Source organism: Bradyrhizobium cosmicum, assembly GCF_032290525.1.
GTDB lineage: Bacteria > Pseudomonadota > Alphaproteobacteria > Rhizobiales > Xanthobacteraceae > Bradyrhizobium > Bradyrhizobium cosmicum_A.
Genome location: NZ_JASXTA010000006.1, coordinates 308,352 through 325,250 on the forward strand (window position 1 = coordinate 308,352; position 16,899 = coordinate 325,250).

General features: G+C 58.4%; 21 protein-coding genes. 15 read left to right on the plus strand and 6 right to left on the minus strand.

Annotated features, from left to right (window positions below; genetic code table 11):
- Window positions 1-4: 4 nt before the first annotated feature.
- The gene (locus tag QSV46_RS14135) at window positions 5-1,336 is read left to right on the plus strand and encodes a tyrosine-type recombinase/integrase (protein ID WP_314951875.1); all 1,332 of its coding nucleotides are present in this window, start codon (window positions 5-7) and stop codon (window positions 1,334-1,336) included.
- On the opposite strand, the gene QSV46_RS14140 is transcribed toward QSV46_RS14135, so the two are convergent.
- On the minus strand, window positions 1,281-1,649 hold the full coding sequence (locus QSV46_RS14140) for a hypothetical protein (RefSeq protein WP_314951877.1): 369 nt from the start codon (window positions 1,647-1,649) through the stop codon (window positions 1,281-1,283). The genes QSV46_RS14135 and QSV46_RS14140 overlap by 56 nt on opposite strands.
- A 359-nt stretch (window positions 1,650-2,008) precedes the next feature.
- Between QSV46_RS14140 and QSV46_RS14145 the strand changes: the two genes are divergently transcribed.
- From QSV46_RS14145 to QSV46_RS14160, 4 genes are all read left to right on the plus strand, one after another.
- Complete coding sequence (locus QSV46_RS14145; protein ID WP_314951879.1) at window positions 2,009-2,617, plus strand: hypothetical protein; 609 nt, start codon at window positions 2,009-2,011, stop codon at window positions 2,615-2,617.
- A 313-nt stretch (window positions 2,618-2,930) separates the two neighbouring features.
- Window positions 2,931-3,233, plus strand: a complete 303-nt coding sequence (locus QSV46_RS14150) for a hypothetical protein (protein WP_314951881.1) — start codon at window positions 2,931-2,933, stop codon at window positions 3,231-3,233.
- 97 nt (window positions 3,234-3,330) lie between these two features.
- The gene (locus QSV46_RS14155) at window positions 3,331-3,939 is read left to right on the plus strand and encodes a hypothetical protein (RefSeq protein WP_314951882.1); all 609 of its coding nucleotides are present in this window, start codon (window positions 3,331-3,333) and stop codon (window positions 3,937-3,939) included.
- A 227-nt stretch (window positions 3,940-4,166) separates the two neighbouring features.
- A complete protein-coding gene (locus QSV46_RS14160) occupies window positions 4,167-5,036 on the plus strand; it encodes a hypothetical protein (RefSeq protein WP_314951885.1) in 870 nt (289 codons plus the stop codon).
- A gap of 9 nt (window positions 5,037-5,045) precedes the next feature.
- On the opposite strand, the gene QSV46_RS14165 is transcribed toward QSV46_RS14160, so the two are convergent.
- Window positions 5,046-5,471 carry a hypothetical protein gene (locus QSV46_RS14165; protein ID WP_314951887.1) on the minus strand — a complete coding sequence of 142 codons (426 nt, stop codon included), beginning with the start codon at window positions 5,469-5,471 and terminating at the stop codon, window positions 5,046-5,048.
- 66 nt (window positions 5,472-5,537) lie between these two features.
- Here QSV46_RS14165 and QSV46_RS14170 point away from each other — a divergent pair, with 66 nt between their 5' ends.
- From QSV46_RS14170 to QSV46_RS14185, 4 genes are all read left to right on the plus strand, one after another.
- Entirely contained in the window at window positions 5,538-5,735 is a 198-nt protein-coding gene (locus QSV46_RS14170) for a hypothetical protein (RefSeq protein ID WP_314951890.1), read from the plus strand.
- 223 nt (window positions 5,736-5,958) lie between these two features.
- Window positions 5,959-6,603 (plus strand): type IV toxin-antitoxin system AbiEi family antitoxin domain-containing protein, encoded by a 645-nt coding sequence (locus QSV46_RS14175; RefSeq protein ID WP_314951893.1) that lies wholly within the window; start codon window positions 5,959-5,961, stop codon window positions 6,601-6,603.
- Window positions 6,596-7,480, plus strand: a complete 885-nt coding sequence (locus tag QSV46_RS14180; protein WP_314951895.1) for a nucleotidyl transferase AbiEii/AbiGii toxin family protein — start codon at window positions 6,596-6,598, stop codon at window positions 7,478-7,480. Before QSV46_RS14175 ends, QSV46_RS14180 begins: the two co-directional genes overlap by 8 nt.
- A gap of 223 nt (window positions 7,481-7,703) precedes the next feature.
- Window positions 7,704-8,309, plus strand: coding sequence for a hypothetical protein (locus QSV46_RS14185; RefSeq protein WP_314951898.1), 606 nt, complete (start codon window positions 7,704-7,706; stop codon window positions 8,307-8,309).
- A 399-nt stretch (window positions 8,310-8,708) separates the two neighbouring features.
- Here the strand turns inward: QSV46_RS14185 and QSV46_RS41415 are convergent, their stop codons facing one another.
- The 4 genes from QSV46_RS41415 to QSV46_RS14200 all read right to left on the minus strand — a co-directional run bounded on the left by QSV46_RS41415 (window position 8,709) and on the right by QSV46_RS14200 (window position 12,725).
- Window positions 8,709-9,206, minus strand: a complete 498-nt coding sequence (locus QSV46_RS41415; protein ID WP_377830506.1) for a Mov34/MPN/PAD-1 family protein — start codon at window positions 9,204-9,206, stop codon at window positions 8,709-8,711.
- Complete coding sequence (locus QSV46_RS14190; protein ID WP_314951900.1) at window positions 9,121-10,959, minus strand: ThiF family adenylyltransferase; 1,839 nt, start codon at window positions 10,957-10,959, stop codon at window positions 9,121-9,123. The genes QSV46_RS41415 and QSV46_RS14190 overlap by 86 nt, the downstream gene beginning before the upstream one ends.
- A gap of 271 nt (window positions 10,960-11,230) precedes the next feature.
- The gene (locus tag QSV46_RS14195) at window positions 11,231-11,623 is read right to left on the minus strand and encodes an avidin/streptavidin family protein (protein WP_314951903.1); all 393 of its coding nucleotides are present in this window, start codon (window positions 11,621-11,623) and stop codon (window positions 11,231-11,233) included.
- 382 nt (window positions 11,624-12,005) lie between these two features.
- Window positions 12,006-12,725, minus strand: a complete 720-nt coding sequence (locus QSV46_RS14200) for a serine protease (protein ID WP_314951906.1) — start codon at window positions 12,723-12,725, stop codon at window positions 12,006-12,008.
- A gap of 874 nt (window positions 12,726-13,599) precedes the next feature.
- Here QSV46_RS14200 and QSV46_RS14205 point away from each other — a divergent pair.
- From QSV46_RS14205 to QSV46_RS14230, 6 genes are all read left to right on the plus strand, one after another.
- On the plus strand, window positions 13,600-13,917 hold the full coding sequence (locus tag QSV46_RS14205; protein WP_314951909.1) for a helix-turn-helix transcriptional regulator: 318 nt from the start codon (window positions 13,600-13,602) through the stop codon (window positions 13,915-13,917).
- A gap of 77 nt (window positions 13,918-13,994) precedes the next feature.
- Complete coding sequence (locus QSV46_RS14210; RefSeq protein WP_314951913.1) at window positions 13,995-14,627, plus strand: ImmA/IrrE family metallo-endopeptidase; 633 nt, start codon at window positions 13,995-13,997, stop codon at window positions 14,625-14,627.
- 120 nt (window positions 14,628-14,747) lie between these two features.
- A complete protein-coding gene (locus QSV46_RS14215; RefSeq protein WP_314951915.1) occupies window positions 14,748-15,059 on the plus strand; it encodes a hypothetical protein in 312 nt (103 codons plus the stop codon).
- Complete coding sequence (locus QSV46_RS14220; protein ID WP_314951916.1) at window positions 15,056-15,430, plus strand: hypothetical protein; 375 nt, start codon at window positions 15,056-15,058, stop codon at window positions 15,428-15,430. The genes QSV46_RS14215 and QSV46_RS14220 overlap by 4 nt, the downstream gene beginning before the upstream one ends.
- A gap of 1 nt (window position 15,431) precedes the next feature.
- Entirely contained in the window at window positions 15,432-16,049 is a 618-nt protein-coding gene (locus QSV46_RS14225) for a hypothetical protein (RefSeq protein ID WP_314951918.1), read from the plus strand.
- Window positions 16,046-16,870 (plus strand): ThiF family adenylyltransferase, encoded by an 825-nt coding sequence (locus QSV46_RS14230; RefSeq protein ID WP_314951919.1) that lies wholly within the window; start codon window positions 16,046-16,048, stop codon window positions 16,868-16,870. Before QSV46_RS14225 ends, QSV46_RS14230 begins: the two co-directional genes overlap by 4 nt.
- Window positions 16,871-16,899 lie beyond the last annotated feature (29 nt).

Below are 16,899 nucleotides of genomic sequence, written 5' to 3' on the forward strand. Positions count from 1 at the left end.
GACCATGCCGGAGCCGACCAACCAGCTGACACTCACCGATGCCGTGATCCGCAACGCGACGTTGCCGCCCGGTAAGGCGCAGCATTATCTCCACGACGACAAGTTGCCCGGCCTTGCATTGCGCATGCGCGCGACCGGTGGCCGAACCTGGGTCTACCTTTTCACGAAGCCGGGGGTAAGGGGGACCCAGCGCAAGACCCTCGGCGCCTGGCCCAAATATAATGAGAAGGCAGCGCGCAAGGCCGCCACCATCGCCGCGGGCGAGGTCTTCAAGGGCATGGATCCAAACGACGCCAAGCGCGAGGCGAGGCGGCAACAGGCAGCCGGGAAGCAGCGCACCACGCTAACCACCCTCATTGTTGAAGATGGTCCCTACCAGGCGTCCTTGACCGAACGCCAGGTCGTCAACTGGAAGCCAGCAATGTCGGCGCTGCGGCGCGGGCTCAAGGAACACGCCGAGAGCGCCGTCGGAGACCTGACGCGGCGGCAGATCATGGCGGCCGTCGACAAGATTGCCAAGACCGGAAAGCGTGGGGCGGCCAAGGACCTGCGCAAGCACACCCACACCTTCCTCGAATGGTGCGTCGGCGAGGGTTATGTCGACCACAATGTGCTCGCTGGTTATCGCGAGCCGAAGGAAACCCGGGCGCAGCGGATCTTGCGTCGCACCAAGGGACGCGCGCTGAGCGATGACGAGATCATCAAGGTCTGGCAGGCTTCCGGCAAGCTCGGCACTTTCGGGCTTCTGGCACGGATGTGCCTACTGGGCGGCCCGCGCCGCAGCGAGCCAACCATGATCGAGTGGTCGAAGCACGTCATGGACGACCGCATCACCTTCGATGCCACATGGACCAAGATGGGCCTGCACCACGACCTGCCGCGCACCCATCTCGTTGACGAGGTGCTCGCGGCCGCGAAACATTTCCAGCGGGCAACCTCCGACTATGTCTTCCCGTCACCAAAGACCGGCGGCCAGATGTCCGGGTTCACCAAGATGGTCAACCGCCTGGTCAAGGAAGCGAGCGTCGCCAAGTTCACCATGCATGACCTAAGGCGCAGCTTGCGCACCATCATGTCACGCTGTGGCTACGACAACGAAATCCAGCGGCTGTGTGTTGGGCAAAAGCCAAGCGGAATCGATCAGGTCCACAATCACGACGAACGGTGGATCATCCGCAAGATGGCGTTCGAAGCGGCTCACGACTACATTGCGGAGTTGGTCGGCGCAAAAAGGGTCGGCAAAATCGTGCGCCTGCAGCGGACGAATCCGCTTGACCCGATCAAGGCCGAGCTCCTCGGGCGTCTTCGCGAGCATTATGCGGCTGAGGGGTCTTAGTGGTTTTTTCGCATTTGGCCAGATAGTCACGCACTGCATCGACACGATAGAGTGGCCGGCCATCGACGTAGCGCCATTTCAGCGGGTGGTTCGGATCGCGCCGCCACTGCTCCAGCGCTCCGGGCGTGCGCCGGATGACCGCGGCCGCCTCTAATGCCGTTAAATTAGAGCTGCCCGGTAGCGCATCGATATCGAAGGTCGCGGGCGGCGGCATGCCACGGTTCTTACGACGCCGCTTCGTGGCGTGTGGCATCTTCCGGCTATTTAATAGCTCTAACGCCTCGATCGGAACCTTTGCGTCCTTGCCGCTCATGCCTCAGTCCCGAACCGTGATCGGTCTGAGCCGATAAGATCGTACGCTGCTCTAACAGGAAAGAAATCAAGTTCGCAGGTGCGGCTGCTGGGTCGCTGTGGCGTACAAATAGGAAGCTTCGATTCGCCTGGGACGTGCCCGGGAGCCCCTTCGCTTCATCCCGAGCGCATAGGATTCAAAATCCTATCCCTGAAACGAAGTTTCTTCTGAATAAAACAATGGATTATCCCGCCTTCGGCGGGTTTTTTCATGTGGGGTAAGGGCACACGTTACCCGGAATTCTTGTGCTCTTACATCGCAATATCAAGGTGTTACAGAGGCGCTCTTCTGATTGGTTGCCGAGCGTTGCAGTTTTCTACATGGCGCGCGTCTGGCGCATGACGAACGTCGAAAATCGTGCGGCCGCTGTCGGAGAAGAGCTTGAGGTGGAAACCAACAAATGCACAGAGCGGACGGTTCAGACCCCTGTCATTATGAAGAGCCTGCAAGTCAGCTTCGCATACGTCAACCATGCCGTTCTGAAGATCGTCTATGAACTGGCGTTTCTCTGGCTGGGTGAGGCTTATCTCGATGATCCCCTCGCCGCTAAGTTGCGGGCCGCTGTCATGAGCAGCGATCCGGACGCCGTCGATCCGTACGCAGGAAATATCTTCGATGCGAAAGATTGCGTGGCGTTTTCCAATTACTGGACACCCCACGGGGGTCACCATATCGCCTACAGCTCGGTTCTTCCTGGGAAGATCGTTGTCTCTATCCGGTTGTTTGACCTTTACGCAGCCGTTATCGTGGTAAGTGAAGAGCCTAGCCGCTATTTCCAATCGCAGGCGGATATGGGCAAGCTGAAGTTTCTTGCCATCGATTCCGTTTCCAAGAAAATGATTCATACAGAGTTCGCGGAGGAGCGCCACCGTCTGGCGATGATGATGACCGCCGAGCGTCGCAAGCCGCCGTTCGCTGATCCGTTATAGTGTTGTCTGGAACCGCGCCAGCAACCCCATCAGGATCCCTTCATTCGCTCAAAGCTAGCGCCGTAGTTCGGCAAGACATGGGCGGGCTCGCTAAAGCCTTCCACGCGTCTTCTCATATCGTTTTATTTTGCGGAAGAGTCTATGATCATCAAGACTCGCTTTAAGGCCGGCCTCAGCCCATTCTTACTGTATTCCATCCCCCGAAAACTCATGGCCTGGCATAGCGCATACTAACCACGCATCAACTCCTCAACGGCCTCCCGGCCGACGAAACGCTGCGTTTTTTGTTACCTTCGCTCGGTTGGAGTTCGCGATGAAGCAGTGCGGCTTCCTCCGCCGGACCCAGCACAACAGGGTTGCCGAGGCTTGCCGGGAAAAACTGTCCGCGCACTTGCCGGGCGACTTCTTTGAAGCCGTCCGGGACGCCCAAATCGCCCCAATCCTGCTCCAGAGACCGCCGAAGAATCTATTTGTGCAGGCCGGTGCAAGGCCGAAGTTTGGCAATGAACTGCCCGCGCTAAGCGGCAGTTACTGGACGCCGTTTGGCAAGTCAGGAACAACCTATTCCATGGAAACAAGCTATACCCGGCCGATCGTGATCGAGATACGGCGCTGATGGATAATGCACTTGCCGTCATCGATGCGATCATGCAACGCGATCAAGGCCTGTCTTCCGCCTTCCATGATCCGCAGCAGTTCTTCTGAGGCAGACGATGACGACAGGCGGTGACGATCACGTACCCGAAGGTGACGAGAACCCGTTTGAAGCAATCTTCCGGGCGATGAAGGTAAAGCGCGAAAACTATGAAAAAGACGTTTTAAATAGCCGCTCGTTTCAGGATGGGTTGTGCTATCTGGAGGGCATCGGCTCCGATCTGCTGGCGGCACAGTCCTATATTCGCCTGCAAGGAACGCGGTACTCTGCCGCTGAAGATTATCTCATGTTCCGCTTCGCCTCGCATCTTAGCGACGCCGTACTCGCGATCACGATGAGCGCGGAGGAAGGCCTGCAAAACACGGCTCGGCGTGAATTGCGGTTTTTGCTTGAAGCTGCGGTCAAGCTGTCCTCTCGCGACTTTCATGCGGACGCGAAGTCGTTCGACGAAAGGCTTGCCGTCCTTGGTGACCGCAGCAAGCGCTTTGAGGATTACGTAACCGAGCTTCGATACTTCGATGAATTCGAGAAACCCGGAGAAGCCAACGCGGCCATCCTGTCGCTTTACAGGGATCTCTCGCTCTATGTGCATGCCGCTGATGCCGCAGTTTCAGAGCGCCATGTCGCGCGAGCGCAAAGGCGAAGGCGCCGGGATGGAAAGCGTTAGCACCTTAAACCGCTTCAACAGCCTCGCCTTTCAAGTCTACGATATCGTGCTTGTACGAATGTTCTACGGACTAGGTCCCAGCATGGCTGGAGACATTTTTACCTCGATCCTTGATGACGAAACGAAATGGCCTTTTCATAAAGCCCCCTTTGTGCGTCGGATGTCTCGTTGCTTCGATTACAAGCACGAGCGCCGCGTCCGGCGCGGCGAAATCTAACGGGGGTACCATGGCATTGCCCTGGCTCAACGATCAACTCGCTGCCTTGAAGCCAAAAGCGATCGACGACTTCTCCCGGACCACGATCACCGGAGCACAACATGCGCTGGCGGATGTCGCCAACCCGCTGCGGCTCAACTTCTTCAGCACAGCCATGCGTATCCTGTTCGAGCATATGATGGGCACGCTCGCACCTGTCGATCAGGTCGTGCAAACGGAGTGGTTCGTTTCCGAGCGCGAAGGAAACGCCCCAACGCGTGGGCAACGCATCGTTTTCGCCATCCAGGGCGGGTTGAGCGATGAGTTTGTAAAGGACACGCTTCAGATCGACATTGCGCCAATCCGCCAAAGACTCATCAAGGCGGTCGACAACCTAAGCAAGCATGTACACGGGCGGGAAGATGCGATCATTGAAGGACATGACGAACAGGATACCGCGGCGTCCGGTACGATTGAGGCGCTGGGAAACTTCCTCGATACGTATCACGAGTGCCGCTCGACGATCCTTAACGCGATCCAACAAGAACTTGACGATGCCGCCGTAGATACGCTCCTCAGCGACACGATTCTGGAGGTCGACGAGCTTGCCACGCATCATTCGGTCGAGGAAGTCTACGTCGGGGATACATCGGTGCGCTCGATCGGCGCGCACTTCATAACCTACCGCGCCACGGGAAGCGTCGCGATTGGTCTTCAATGGGGATCAAATTCGGACCTGCGTCGTGGTGACGGAGCCGAAGCCGATTTGTCGTTTCCATTCTATTGCGACATTCAAGTCTCGCTGGACGATCCCCTCAATATGGCATTCAGCGCCACCAACTACTCGGTCGATGTGAGCTCATGGCGCGATGGCATGGGGCCTGATGATGACGACCTTTAGGCAGGGCTATCATTTGATACGAAAGCCGAAAGGCGAGCGATCCTGATCGCCGATGACGTGAATTTTGCGAAACGGCATCGCGCTAGCGGCTGTGCGCAGATCATCTTCGATCCGGATCCAGCGCTCGTTAGGCACGCTAAGCAACGGGGCTTCGATCAGTAGATCATGCCCTGTGTACTTGGAATGGTTCTTCTTGCGAAGGCAGGACTTGATACCGTTGCCGATGACCGTCAACGCCCCTTCCGCGCTATGCATGATCCGGCCGCGTGCCAAGCGCTCCCGGTACAGCGCTTCCGGATCGTCGTCCGCCAGACCAAGATATCCCGGCACCATCCCCTTCGTTTGGTTCATTAGCTGACCCAGCCGCTGTTGCTCCCGGGATTGCGCCACGGTGATTTCCAGCCCCTGCGGCACGGCGCCCGACGCGCCGCGCAACCAGCAATCCGGAACGTCAGAGTTCAGCTCAAACCGGATCTCACCGCGAGCCTTGGCGAATTTGAGATGATGGACACGTTACCTGGCGTGCCGCTCCTTCAGTCAAAGCAGCAATGGAAGGATTTCAAGACGATGATGAAAACGCTTACGGATGCCGGCATCGACCTTTCGAAGATCGATGGCGCCGGCATCTATTATCCGGAAGGAACAAGTGCCTTGGCTCGGGCAATCGACTGGGTGAGGCGGCGGTTTGGGCGCCCATAAGTTGCGCGGTTAGCCGGCGGCCATGGACGCGATCGCGGCCAGCATGGCCGTGGCCGACCACGACATTTGCGGGCAGCGGGCCATACCGGACGGATTTTGGCCCGTAGGATGTCTATATCTTTCAAGGGGTTGCGGAACGATTTGCGGGTTGTTAGCGGTAGTTCCGTGTGATATGAAATGCAGGATATAAATAAGATATATCCGACAAATCGGATCATAAGCCATGGCCAAGCCATCCTCGACCCAACAAGAGCGTGTCATCGAACTCCTCAAGGAGCGCGGCATCGCGCGCCCTTCCGAGCTTGCCACGGCAGGCATCACGGCCGCGACTATCGCCCGCATGAAGGAAAAAGGCCTCGTTGTCCAACTCGGGCGCGGTCTCTACCAACTGCCCGACGCGCCCATCGATACGCACCATTCCCTCGCCGAAGCCGCCAAACGCGTGCCCAAAGGGGTCGTCGCGCTGACCTCAGCGCTCGCTTTCCATGACCTGACCGATACCATCCCCTCCATGGTTTGGCTTGCCATCGGTCCCAAAGACCGTCAGCCCCTTCCAACCAATCCGCCAATGCAGTTCGTTCGCTTCAACCCGGAGCGGCTTCAGGAGGGCGTGGAGATTCATACGATCGAAGGTTGCCCGGTCAAGATCTTCAGCCCCGCCAAGACCGTCGTCGATCTTTTTCGCTACCGGCGGAGCGCCGGGACACGCTACCGTCACAGCACCGGCCTCAACCTCGCGCTCGAAGGCCTGCGCGAGGCCCTGCGAACCCGCAAGGCCAAGCCTTCGGAGATCGCGGATTTCGCGCGCAAAGCCGGGGTTTGGAAGGCCATGCAACCTTATATCGAAGCGATGACCGCCAATGGCTAACCCGCCCAAGAATGTCGCTGCCTCGGTTCGCGCGCGACTGCTCACGCTCTCCAGAGAGCGCAATCAACCCTTCGACCTTCTCCTCACCCGCTACGTGCTGGAACGGCTCCTCTATCGCCTCGGCTCGACGGATTATCGTAACCGCTTCGTTCTCAAGGGCGCGATGCTGCTCGCGACCTGGGTCGACAACCAGTTCCGGCCGACGCGCGACCTTGACCTTCTCGGCTCGGGCGATCCCGACCCCGACGCGCTCTTGGCGATCTTCAAGGAGATCGCCGCCGTCGACGCCGCCGACGGCGTCATCTTCGACCCGGCCAGCTTCACTGTCGACCGCATCCGCGACGAAAATGAATACGGCGGCGTCCGGATCAAGGGCAATGCCACGGTCGATAATGCCCGCGTTCGCGTCCTAATCGATATCGCATTCGGCGACGCCATCGAGCCCGGCGTGCAGGAAACTGACCTCCCGGTGCTGTTGGATTTTCCGGCTCCCAAGCTACGCTCCTATCCGCGCGAGACCGTCATCGCCGAGAAATTCCAGGCGATGGTCGCGCTTGGCCTCGCCAACACACGCATGAAAGACTTCTACGACGTCTCGGTGCTGATCCGCTCCTACAAGTTCGAGGGCGACACGCTGGCTCGCGCCATCAAGGCGACATTCGCGCGCCGCAAGACCGACATTCCCACCGCACCGCCGGATGCATTCACCTCGGCCTTTACCGAGGATGCCGGCAAGAAGGATCAGTGGGCGGCGTTCACCAGACAGGTCGCGGTCGACCCGGGCCCGCTGACGGATGTGGCCAAGACGCTCGCGGAGTTTTTGATGCCGCGCGCAAAGGAAGCCCGCGCCCTGAAGGACGGGGAGAAGGCGCCTTAGCCGGGGCGATCATGATGATCATCATGATGACCAGCAGCAGCACCATCAGCGTCAGGATGATCATCGCCGTGCCCATGATCACCATGATCGCCAGCAGCAGCACCAGCACCTGCTAGCTGATCATCAACACGCCGATCATCGGTTTCATCGCGATTTTCGCTAGGCGAAGAGGGACGAGCACCTATATATTCGGCGGTATCCCCACACCAATCGAGCCTGCCGCGTGCCACAACGCCTATCTCCCACTGCTGTCATCGTCACCGCCCTCGAGGTCGAGACGCGCGCCGTCTTGCGGCAACTCGGGAAGCACGCTGTCGAGACAGTCAACGGTACCGGCTTCTTCAAAGGGCAGTTCGACGGCTGGGATATTGCGGTGATCGAGGCCGGCCCCGGCAATGCGGGCGCCGCCGCAATCGCGGTCCGAGCCCTTGAGCATTACAAGCCCCATGTTGCGCTGTTTGTCGGCGTCGCCGGCGGGGTGAAGGATGTGGCCATCGGCGACGTGGTGGTCGCAACCAGGGTCTACGGCTATGAGTCCGGCAAGGACACCGCCAAAGGTTTCCAGACACGTCCTGATGTGCAGAATACGGCGCATGCGCTGGAACAGCGCGCCCGCGTTATCCGCCAAGGAAACGACTGGAAATCGCGGCTCGATCCTGCGGTCAAGCAGGGAGGCCCCGCGTTCTTCGTCGCGCCGATCGCGGCAGGCGAGAAAGTCGTGGCTTCAAAGAAGGCCGCCACCGCGACGCTGATCAAGGATCACAATGGTGATGCCGCCGCCGTCGAGATGGAAGGCAGCGGCTTCCTGAAGGGGGTGCATATCAGGTAATCCTCCATCCAGTTGTCGATCCGCAGCAGCGCGGTGCGCGCGTCAGGGATCGGGTTCACACGAACATAGTCGCGCTTGAACCAAGGCTGAGCACCTTGTTCACGACAGCGACGTACAGGCCCAAGCTCTTTTCAAGAACAAGGCTTATTTTTCGCCTTTAACGAGCCGCCGTGCGTTGCTTGGTTACGAAGGTCGCAAGGACGGCCATGCCATCCCTGTTTCGTCGGGCGAGAAAAACGCCCGCGCGGGAATCGTCGGCACTCGCGTAGCGTCTGGTGTTCAGCACGGCACTATCAGTCGAGACTGTGCGCTTGACAGCCGGATGGATCTCAGGGGACCAGCCAAGTAGGCAAAACATAGGCTGTCCGAGCGCAAGCCAGTCCGGTCCGGCGCGACGGGCTATACTGAGAAAAGCTGCAGCTTCGTTGCCTCGATCGAGAGCTGCCAACCCCACCTCGGTTTGAGCGTTGAAACCCAAACCGAGGGAGTCCAGTGCTCGGGGTTTCCGAACAGCACCACCATCAAAGGGCGGCGAGCGCGGGCTTCGCGTGAGTTGATTACGCGCCGGATAGAGCGTCGATCGGTCCAACTGAGGTCCCCCGACCTTGCCTCGGGATGTGTGTGCCAGTCGCCGATATAGACGTGCGAACCCCCAGATCGATGATAGTGAACGGCGATCTGGGAGGCCTCCAACTCGTGGTCGTGTTGGTAAGAAGATCGTCGATGAACCGAGTCCGGGCCAGGTCCTACAAATTCGGTTACGACGACGGTATCAGCGTCGCTCCAGTACCCAATTAGCGCTCCGCCCGTTTCAAGCGGAAACAGTCGATCCGCCTCGGTTCTCAGCGACGACAGTGTTTGGGCCGAAAGCCAAACGCTTACTTGTGACATGAGCATTGGGAATGAGGCGGCAAGCTGTTTTTGCGCCACGCCGGCACGCGTATCCATCTTGGTCTTCAAAGGCGAGGGTGTACACGACAGACGATGATTGAGGAACCCCGCCGGCAAAGAAACCGGCCACGACTCGCATTGCTTGCAGTGAAAGTTCCTGGAGATCGAAGAAAGTGCCGGAAAATGTGCGTTCGGCGCATCCGGTTGGCTGAATCATTTCGGCTTCCGCAAACATCCCGGGAGGAGGCGAAATTCCGCTCCTTTCGTCTTCCCACGCCCATTCGAGGCACACCGGGCAGCCCTTATTTGGCATAAAAAGGGCGACCACGCCGCCCGCGACCGATGGGGATGCATACAGAGCGATCAGGGGACGTGAGCGTGATCGCGCCTGATCCTGGATCAATGACGTTGTCCCGAACGAAGCGGTTCCGTCGATGACAAGATCGACAGCAGCGATCGTCTCATCCAGCGCAGCGAAATCACCGAACTCGGTTTGCGGCACAAAGGTCCCCAAAGCGTGATTTACGTAACTCACCATCGTTGCTGGGTACTCGAGCGCGATGAAGTCGGCCAGGGCTTGGGTTTTCGTGCGGCCCCAAGCAGAAGACCCGATGGGCCATCGGATCGTGTTGCCCGGTTCGACGACATCCGCGTCCAGGAGCTTGAGTTCGCCGACCCCGCTACGTGCCAATTCGATCGTCAGCGGCGCGCCGAGCGCACCGGTACCAAAGAGGGCGATTGACTTGGTTGATAAACCGGAAGTGGCAGGTGCTCGCGAAATTAGATCCTGATGTCCTGCCCGGAGGGTCCTGATGATGAAAGCATCTGGCGGCTCGGGGGCCTTTTTGTTGGGGTAGAACGCGCTACGTCTACCTGCTTCGAGAACGAAGAGCCATGACTCGCCTTGCTTTCGGAACTGAGTTTCCGTGGGATACAGAAAGGCGTGCAGTTGACCCCGCCTCGAATTCGGTAACTCGAACAGGGCGGAGGGATTTGTACGACAATTCAGCAGTTCATCGAGGCCGATATTTTGGTCCTGCAACGAAGGCTTCGGAAGAAGCTCTCCTTCCGAGCGATTCCAGGTGACTTCGATCTCCTTGACCGCGTCGCCCTGCAAGGCCGCGGGCATGGAACCGCTCCAAGCAGCCACCTGCTTGCCATCCGCATCGAGCACATATTTCACGACGGCGCAGAAGACGAACTCACCAGATTTGTGACCCAGTCGGACGGAGTACGCGAGCTTCATCCGTCCCGGCGCTTTCACCCCTAAGAGTGACCAATCTGAGTCGATCAAGCAGTATGAATCTGGACGGCTGCATTGATTCCACCAAACCTCGGCTGGCTCACCTTGTGGATCTTCATGGGGACCGTTCTCGAGAGCTGCTTGAAGTTGATTCCGCAAAAGTTCGGGGACACTCCAGCTCGACGACCACTGGCGTGTATCTCGTCCAAGGAGGCACAGATTTCCGTCGAGCGGCGAGTAATGCCGCTTCGGAAAGAAATTCGGGTCCGTGAGATAAACATGCGGACGAAGGCGAGGGTAACTATCCGGGTAGATGGCCCGAAGCGGGATGCGTTTATCGCCTATAGGCCATTCAAAGCTCAAGTCGAGCCGGCCGCTCGCTAACGCCTTTGGATCGATTGACGGAGCAATTTCCGCTTCAGCAAATGCATCGAGCTCCCACTGAAACCGGCCCGGAAAACGCCGGTCCCAGTGGGGGCGGGGACTATCCTGTTGCTCCGGAGGAGCCTGCATCATTCAGCCAACACGGCGCGGCGGCGGCTTCGGAGGCTCCGGCGGTCCGGGCGGCTTCGGCGGCGGGCCCGGAGGATGGTGGTCATGGTGATGCTTGTCGTGGTCGTGGTGGTGTTTTTCATGCTCGTGGTGGTCATGCCCACCGCTTTCCTTCCCGTGGCCCGACATTTTTCCTCCAGTGGTTCTGCCCGCAATGAACGCCACGTAAGTACGTTTCCCACTATGTTAACGTGCGTCCCAATCCAAGGTCGCGACGTTGCAAGAAGACTCAAAGCTACCATACGCGCGTGAATGTATCCGCGCCCCTCAACTTGCTAGGCTTGCCGTTCTTATCAACGTAGAACAGCGTCCATGACGTCGGCATTTGAGCCCCGTTAATTTTTCCAACCCACCGGGTGAAGGAATTACACTGGGCAAAAGTAACAACAAAATACAGGCCGGTTCGACTAACGGCTCCCGATGCGGGATAAGGGATTCCCTGGCACGCAAACCCTTGAGCATGGTTTGTGAAAGTCCCTTGTATTGCCCCGCTATTGGCGGACCAAACAAACAGTTCTGAACCCCGTTCGTTCTTCCAGTATGAGGGAGCAGCAAGCCCCTGCGCCATGACCTCGGCGGAAAGGAAGAAGAATTGAGCGAGCAGCAAAAGTCCCAGAAGTTTCTTCATATCGAAGCCCCAAAAGAGTTCGCTTAAAAGCAGCAACTTAGGTCACCCAATTTGGTACAACTTGGGGTGAGGTTCACTGCTCTTATCTCGCATTCGGCAGCGGAATGCGGCGCATATCCGCCAAGTCTCGCTGGATCGCGGCGTGGTCGGACTCCGTCGAGCCCCGCGGCACGTTTCCCCGCATCCGGTCACCTGTCGGCCGCGCGCCGAGCCGCTGCTTGATTATGTTGCCGGCGTCAAACTGTGCTGCTTCTTCTGGATAAAGCGAACGACGTTTTCCCTGTCGACTTACAAACTGACTATTTCAAATTAAAATATCGTATGTCGTGATAGCCGCTTAGTCGGCGAGCTGCGCACTCATTGCTAGACCCTGCGAGCGCACCTACGCCTGTAAGAAGTGGTTAGCGCCATACCTCGGCGCTCTTGACCATGAAGCTGATTGCGTCCGCGTAGGGGGACGGATGACTTCGCTCGGGATTGCATAGGTGATTGGCATCGATTGACCTGCCGTCTCAAGGCCGCTTGTCACCATGCCAAGAAAGGCGCCCGATGTTGGATCGCAGACGACACCGCCACTTATGCCGCCCATTGAAATCGTGCTGATTTGGATGAGGCGAGTCTCGGTCTCCTTGGTGGCTGGGATGATTGCGCTGACAATGCCGTCGTAGAAGGTCGGTTGGACGATGCCTCGATTGGTCGAGAGGGCCAGGAACATATCTCTCCCCAATGGATAGCCGCCTATAAGCACCCGGTCGCCGACGCCCAGTTGCGTGGATTCTCCCCAGGTCACGGGGGGAACGTCATAGGGAATCGCGTCATCGCCGACCGCCGTGCTGATCAAGATACCGATATCAACATCAGGATTTCCCCTTTGGATGCGGGGATCGACAAAGCTGAACTGATTTTCAACGCGCCAATAGCCCTTGACCCATACGCCGTCCGCCCGCTGATGTGCCGTTTGGATGTACGCATGGCCCTCTCTTATGTTGAGAGCCTCACAGACCTGCCAGCACGTCGCCAGTTTTCCGCGCCCGACCTGAAAAGCCGTCCCTTGAATGTCCATGAGGTATTGTTCGTAGCCCGGCTCACCAAGGGCGACCATGATTCCGGCGTCCCGCGATGGCAACCGGCCTGGGAAATTGCCGACGGGCAGAACGGAACGGGCGTATCTCAGGTGAAGCCTCGGCCGGTCCCTCGCCGCGCCGTCGCGGTCTCTCGTTCCTTGCGTTTTCCTGACATCAGCGATTGGCCGAGCTGGTCAACAAAGATACCTTGTCAGACCAAACGTCTTCGAACGACCACATCGCGTTGATGCTCCTGCGCTGGAGCCGATTTCAGGATGTCGATACTCGGCCAGACTTACAGCAACCGCTTGCCGGCCTAACCGGCACAGGAAACGTCTTTTGCCTCCCGACCGGCTTGCCGCCTGCGGCATCAGCCAACGGGAGAATACAATGGCCACTAGGTCATCCACCAAGTCGAGGAAGCCTACGCACGAAGCGTCGTCGTCACCGGCGAAGGCGAAAGCGCGTTCTGGACCAAGCTGGGCGCGGCCTGGCCGCCTGACGACGGCAAGGGGTTCAACGTCGAACTGATTGCCGTACCCGTCAGCGGCCGACTTTTCATCCGCGAGCGTAAGGCCGGAAGCGCCTGATCGGCCCCATAGTCGGCCGCATTAGCTGGCGGTTCGCGAAGTCGTCCTGTGCGATTCTTCCCAGAGCAGCGGTTAGGCACGCTGGCGTGGTGAGGGAGACCATCCTCCAAACTCAGAAATGGTCGAAGCCCGTTGAGAGCTGATGACCCGCAACGTGCAGAGCTACCTGCCCCGCATAGAAACTATGCGTGGCACTTCCGCCCGCCAAAAATGTCACCCTAGCGATAGGATCTGCAGTTCCCAGCGCTATCCGTGGGTGACAATCAGCTAATTAGCTGATAAGCTTCCAAAATCGAAGAGGTTCTACAGTATGGGTCTAGATATGTCGTCCTTTGGACGTGCCATTGCCTCCGCGCGCAAGGAGAAGGGCATGAGCCAAAAGGAACTCGCCACTAAGATCGTCAAGGAGGATGGCGAGGCGATAACGCCGCAGTACTTGAACGATATCGAACACGATCGCAGAAGCCCGTCCTCGGACCATTTGGTGAGCGAGTTTGCGAAGGTACTAAAAATAGATCCGCTTGCCTTGTACGGCGTGATCGGGATGCTGCCGGAGCAGGACAGAAAACTGGTAAGAAAATCGACACCGGACCAGATCAATCAGGCGTTTGTCGCCTTTCGAAAGAAACTGAAGGAATAGGCAGCTTGAGGTACGTCCGCGACACGATGCATGGTTTTCGGGAGAGGCCTCATTACGAGCCCGCCGAACTTGATACCATGTTTGAAAAACTCGTGGCGGACCACCTGCGGAGCAAACACGGCAAGGTCGAGTTTCCTATTTCGACTGACGATATAACGACCTTGATTGAGCGGGACGTTACGGATCTGGACCAATATGCGGACCTGACCATGTACGGTGCCGGCGTTGAAGGCGTCACCGAGTTTGCCCGCGCCGGAAAGCCAAGGGTCTCGATTTCCAATGACGTCCACAGGTTCGAGAACCGGCTGCGGACCACCCTCACCCACGAATATGGGCATGTGATCCTGCACGCCTACCTGTTTGGGCTGGAGCAACGCCAGCTACCGGTGGACGGCAATCGGAAGCCCAACGCTATCTATTGCAAGCGGGACACATTGATTTCCGCAAGCAAGACTGACTGGATGGAATGGCAAGCCGGCTATGTATCTGGTGCGGCCCTTATGCCACGGAGCTACCTCAAGAGAGTTGTCGGCGACATACAGCAGCAGCGCAACACTTACGGGCCCTCGTCCCCGACCAGCGAAAATGGCGTCGCGCTGATCGACGCAGTCGTGAAAGGTTTTGCCGTCTCTCGGGAGGCGGCAACGGTTCGTCTGAAGATCCTCGGCCACCTCGGTCAGGAGAAGGCAATCGGCAATCTGTTCACCTGATCAATGCGTTAGCTATCCATTGACTCTCCTGTAGGCAGGACTTATGATACGTCAATCAGCGTATCCGCTGATTGCGCGTCGGGACAACGCGGGACATATAAGCTGGATGGAGAATCGGTCATGAGCGGCAACGAGGATAACAATTCCGACCATGGGAGCGGGCATTCCGGAGGCGGGGGCAATCCCGGCGGCTCCGGAAACCCGGGTCACGGCGGTCCCAACGTCCACATCGAGGTTGATGGGCACAACAAGTCTGTACGGGAGGGCGACTGGCTGGTTAGCGACCTCAAGGATAAAGTTGGTGTCGACCCCGCCAAGGTGCTGGCGGAGATTGCTCCGACAGGGCTCGTCGATCTTGAGGATCAGGCTCATATCGACGTGAAGGTAGGTATGCGCTTCATGAGTCATGCGCGTAAGGGCGGTTCATCATGAGCACCGGGCCGACCAATGGCGGCCTTGATGAAAGTCTCCGGCCCATCGCGCAGCTGTGCGATGGGAAGGTGTCTTTCCAAACCGAGGGATGGCGAAAGTTAATCCATATGGAGAAGCTTCGCTTCAGGGTCGGTTCAAGCAGTCACGTCATGGATGCGATCCTCTGCCTTAACCACGACAATCCCTCCTATCCCACGAAGCTTTATCTGGCGACGAACGTGGGTGGCGAAGGCCTGAACTGGAACGAACAGGCGTACTTGCTCGGCCGCAACTGGCCGACCTTCTCCTGGAAGGATGTGCCGGCAGACCAACCATATGTCGATATTCTTGCCGCGCATCTCTCAGCGCTAAGCAAGGGAAAGGCAGCCTAGCATGTGGCGGCTTCTCTCCGGGCTATTCGGTCGTTCATCCCCGTCGTCGCCTGCAGAGACGCCAGCAGACCAAAGGCTGGTTGGACGTGGCGCATCCACGACATTTCGGGCCACGAGCTCATTTATTCAGGAGATGCGGCGCGATCTATCCCGACCCCATGCATTCGCGCATGAGCGGGTCGGCTTCATTACCGTGCGCGCGGCGTCCGGCGCGGATGGCCTGGTCTTGCTCGCGGAGAACTATTATCCGGTTGCCGATGACGAGTATGTGCGGGACAATACTGTCGGCGCGATGATCGGCCAGGAAGCACTCCGCAAGGCGCTAGAGCTGGCGCTCTTGCAAGGCGTCGGCGTCTTCCATGTGCATATGCACTTCCCTTCGGCGCGGTTGTGGTTCAGCGCCACCGATCTGCGCGAACAAGCCAAGTTCGTGCCTGACTTCTTTAAAGTTTGCCCGCAGATGCCACATGGCGCAGTCGTTCTCAACGATAAGGCTCTCGCCGGACGCATATGGACTGCCCCCACCCGAGTGAAGAACATCGATGAGTTCAACATTGTTGGCACGCGCTCAACTGTGGGGCGCGCCGCTGCCGATGGCAGCACAGATTTCTTCGCATGACAAACGACCGCGATTTTAGCCGCCAGAGCTTCCTCGGTGCACATTCCGAAGCGCTGTTCGCAAACTTGCGAGTGGCTATCGTCGGGCTTGGCGGAGGTGGCTCTCACATCGCGCAGCAGCTCTCCCATCTTGGCGTCGGGCATTTCCGGTTAATTGACCCTGATGAGATCGAAGCAAGTAACCTAAACCGCCTGATTGGCGGCACCCGGGATGATGTCGATCACGAGCGCCCTAAAGTGGAGATCGCCACCCGTATGATCCTTGGCATCCGGCCATGGGCGAAAGTAACCTCCAGGCAAGCGAAGTGGCAGGAGGCGGACGACCTGATCCGGGATGCGCACGTCCTGTTCGGGTGTGTCGACGGCTATCAGCAACGCGACTATTTAGAGACCGCCGCGCGACGTTTTGGTCTGCCATACATCGACATCGGAATGGACGTGACCAGGCTGCATGATGCCAGTTTTGCGGTAGCAGGGCAGATGATCATGACCTTACCGGGCAATCCGTGCATGCGCTGCCTGGGCTTCCTGACTCCCGACAAGTTGGCGCAAGAGGAGAACCGCTACGGCGACGTGGGCATCAACCCGCAGGTGGTTTGGACGAACGGTATGCTAGCCTCGCTTGCCGTCGGTGCATTCGCGAAGCTCTTTACGCCGTGGTTTTCCGCAGAAGAAAACTATACGTGGCTGGAGTTGGACGGTAATGCTCAAACCGTCTCGCGAAGCGAGCAGCCAGGCTACTTCCCGCGGCTATCAGTATGCCCACATCATGGCGGGGCTACCGGCCTCGGCGAATTCGGCTTCGACATTCGTCGAGCGTAACGGGAGGGTCAGCAACCGCACAATAGAAC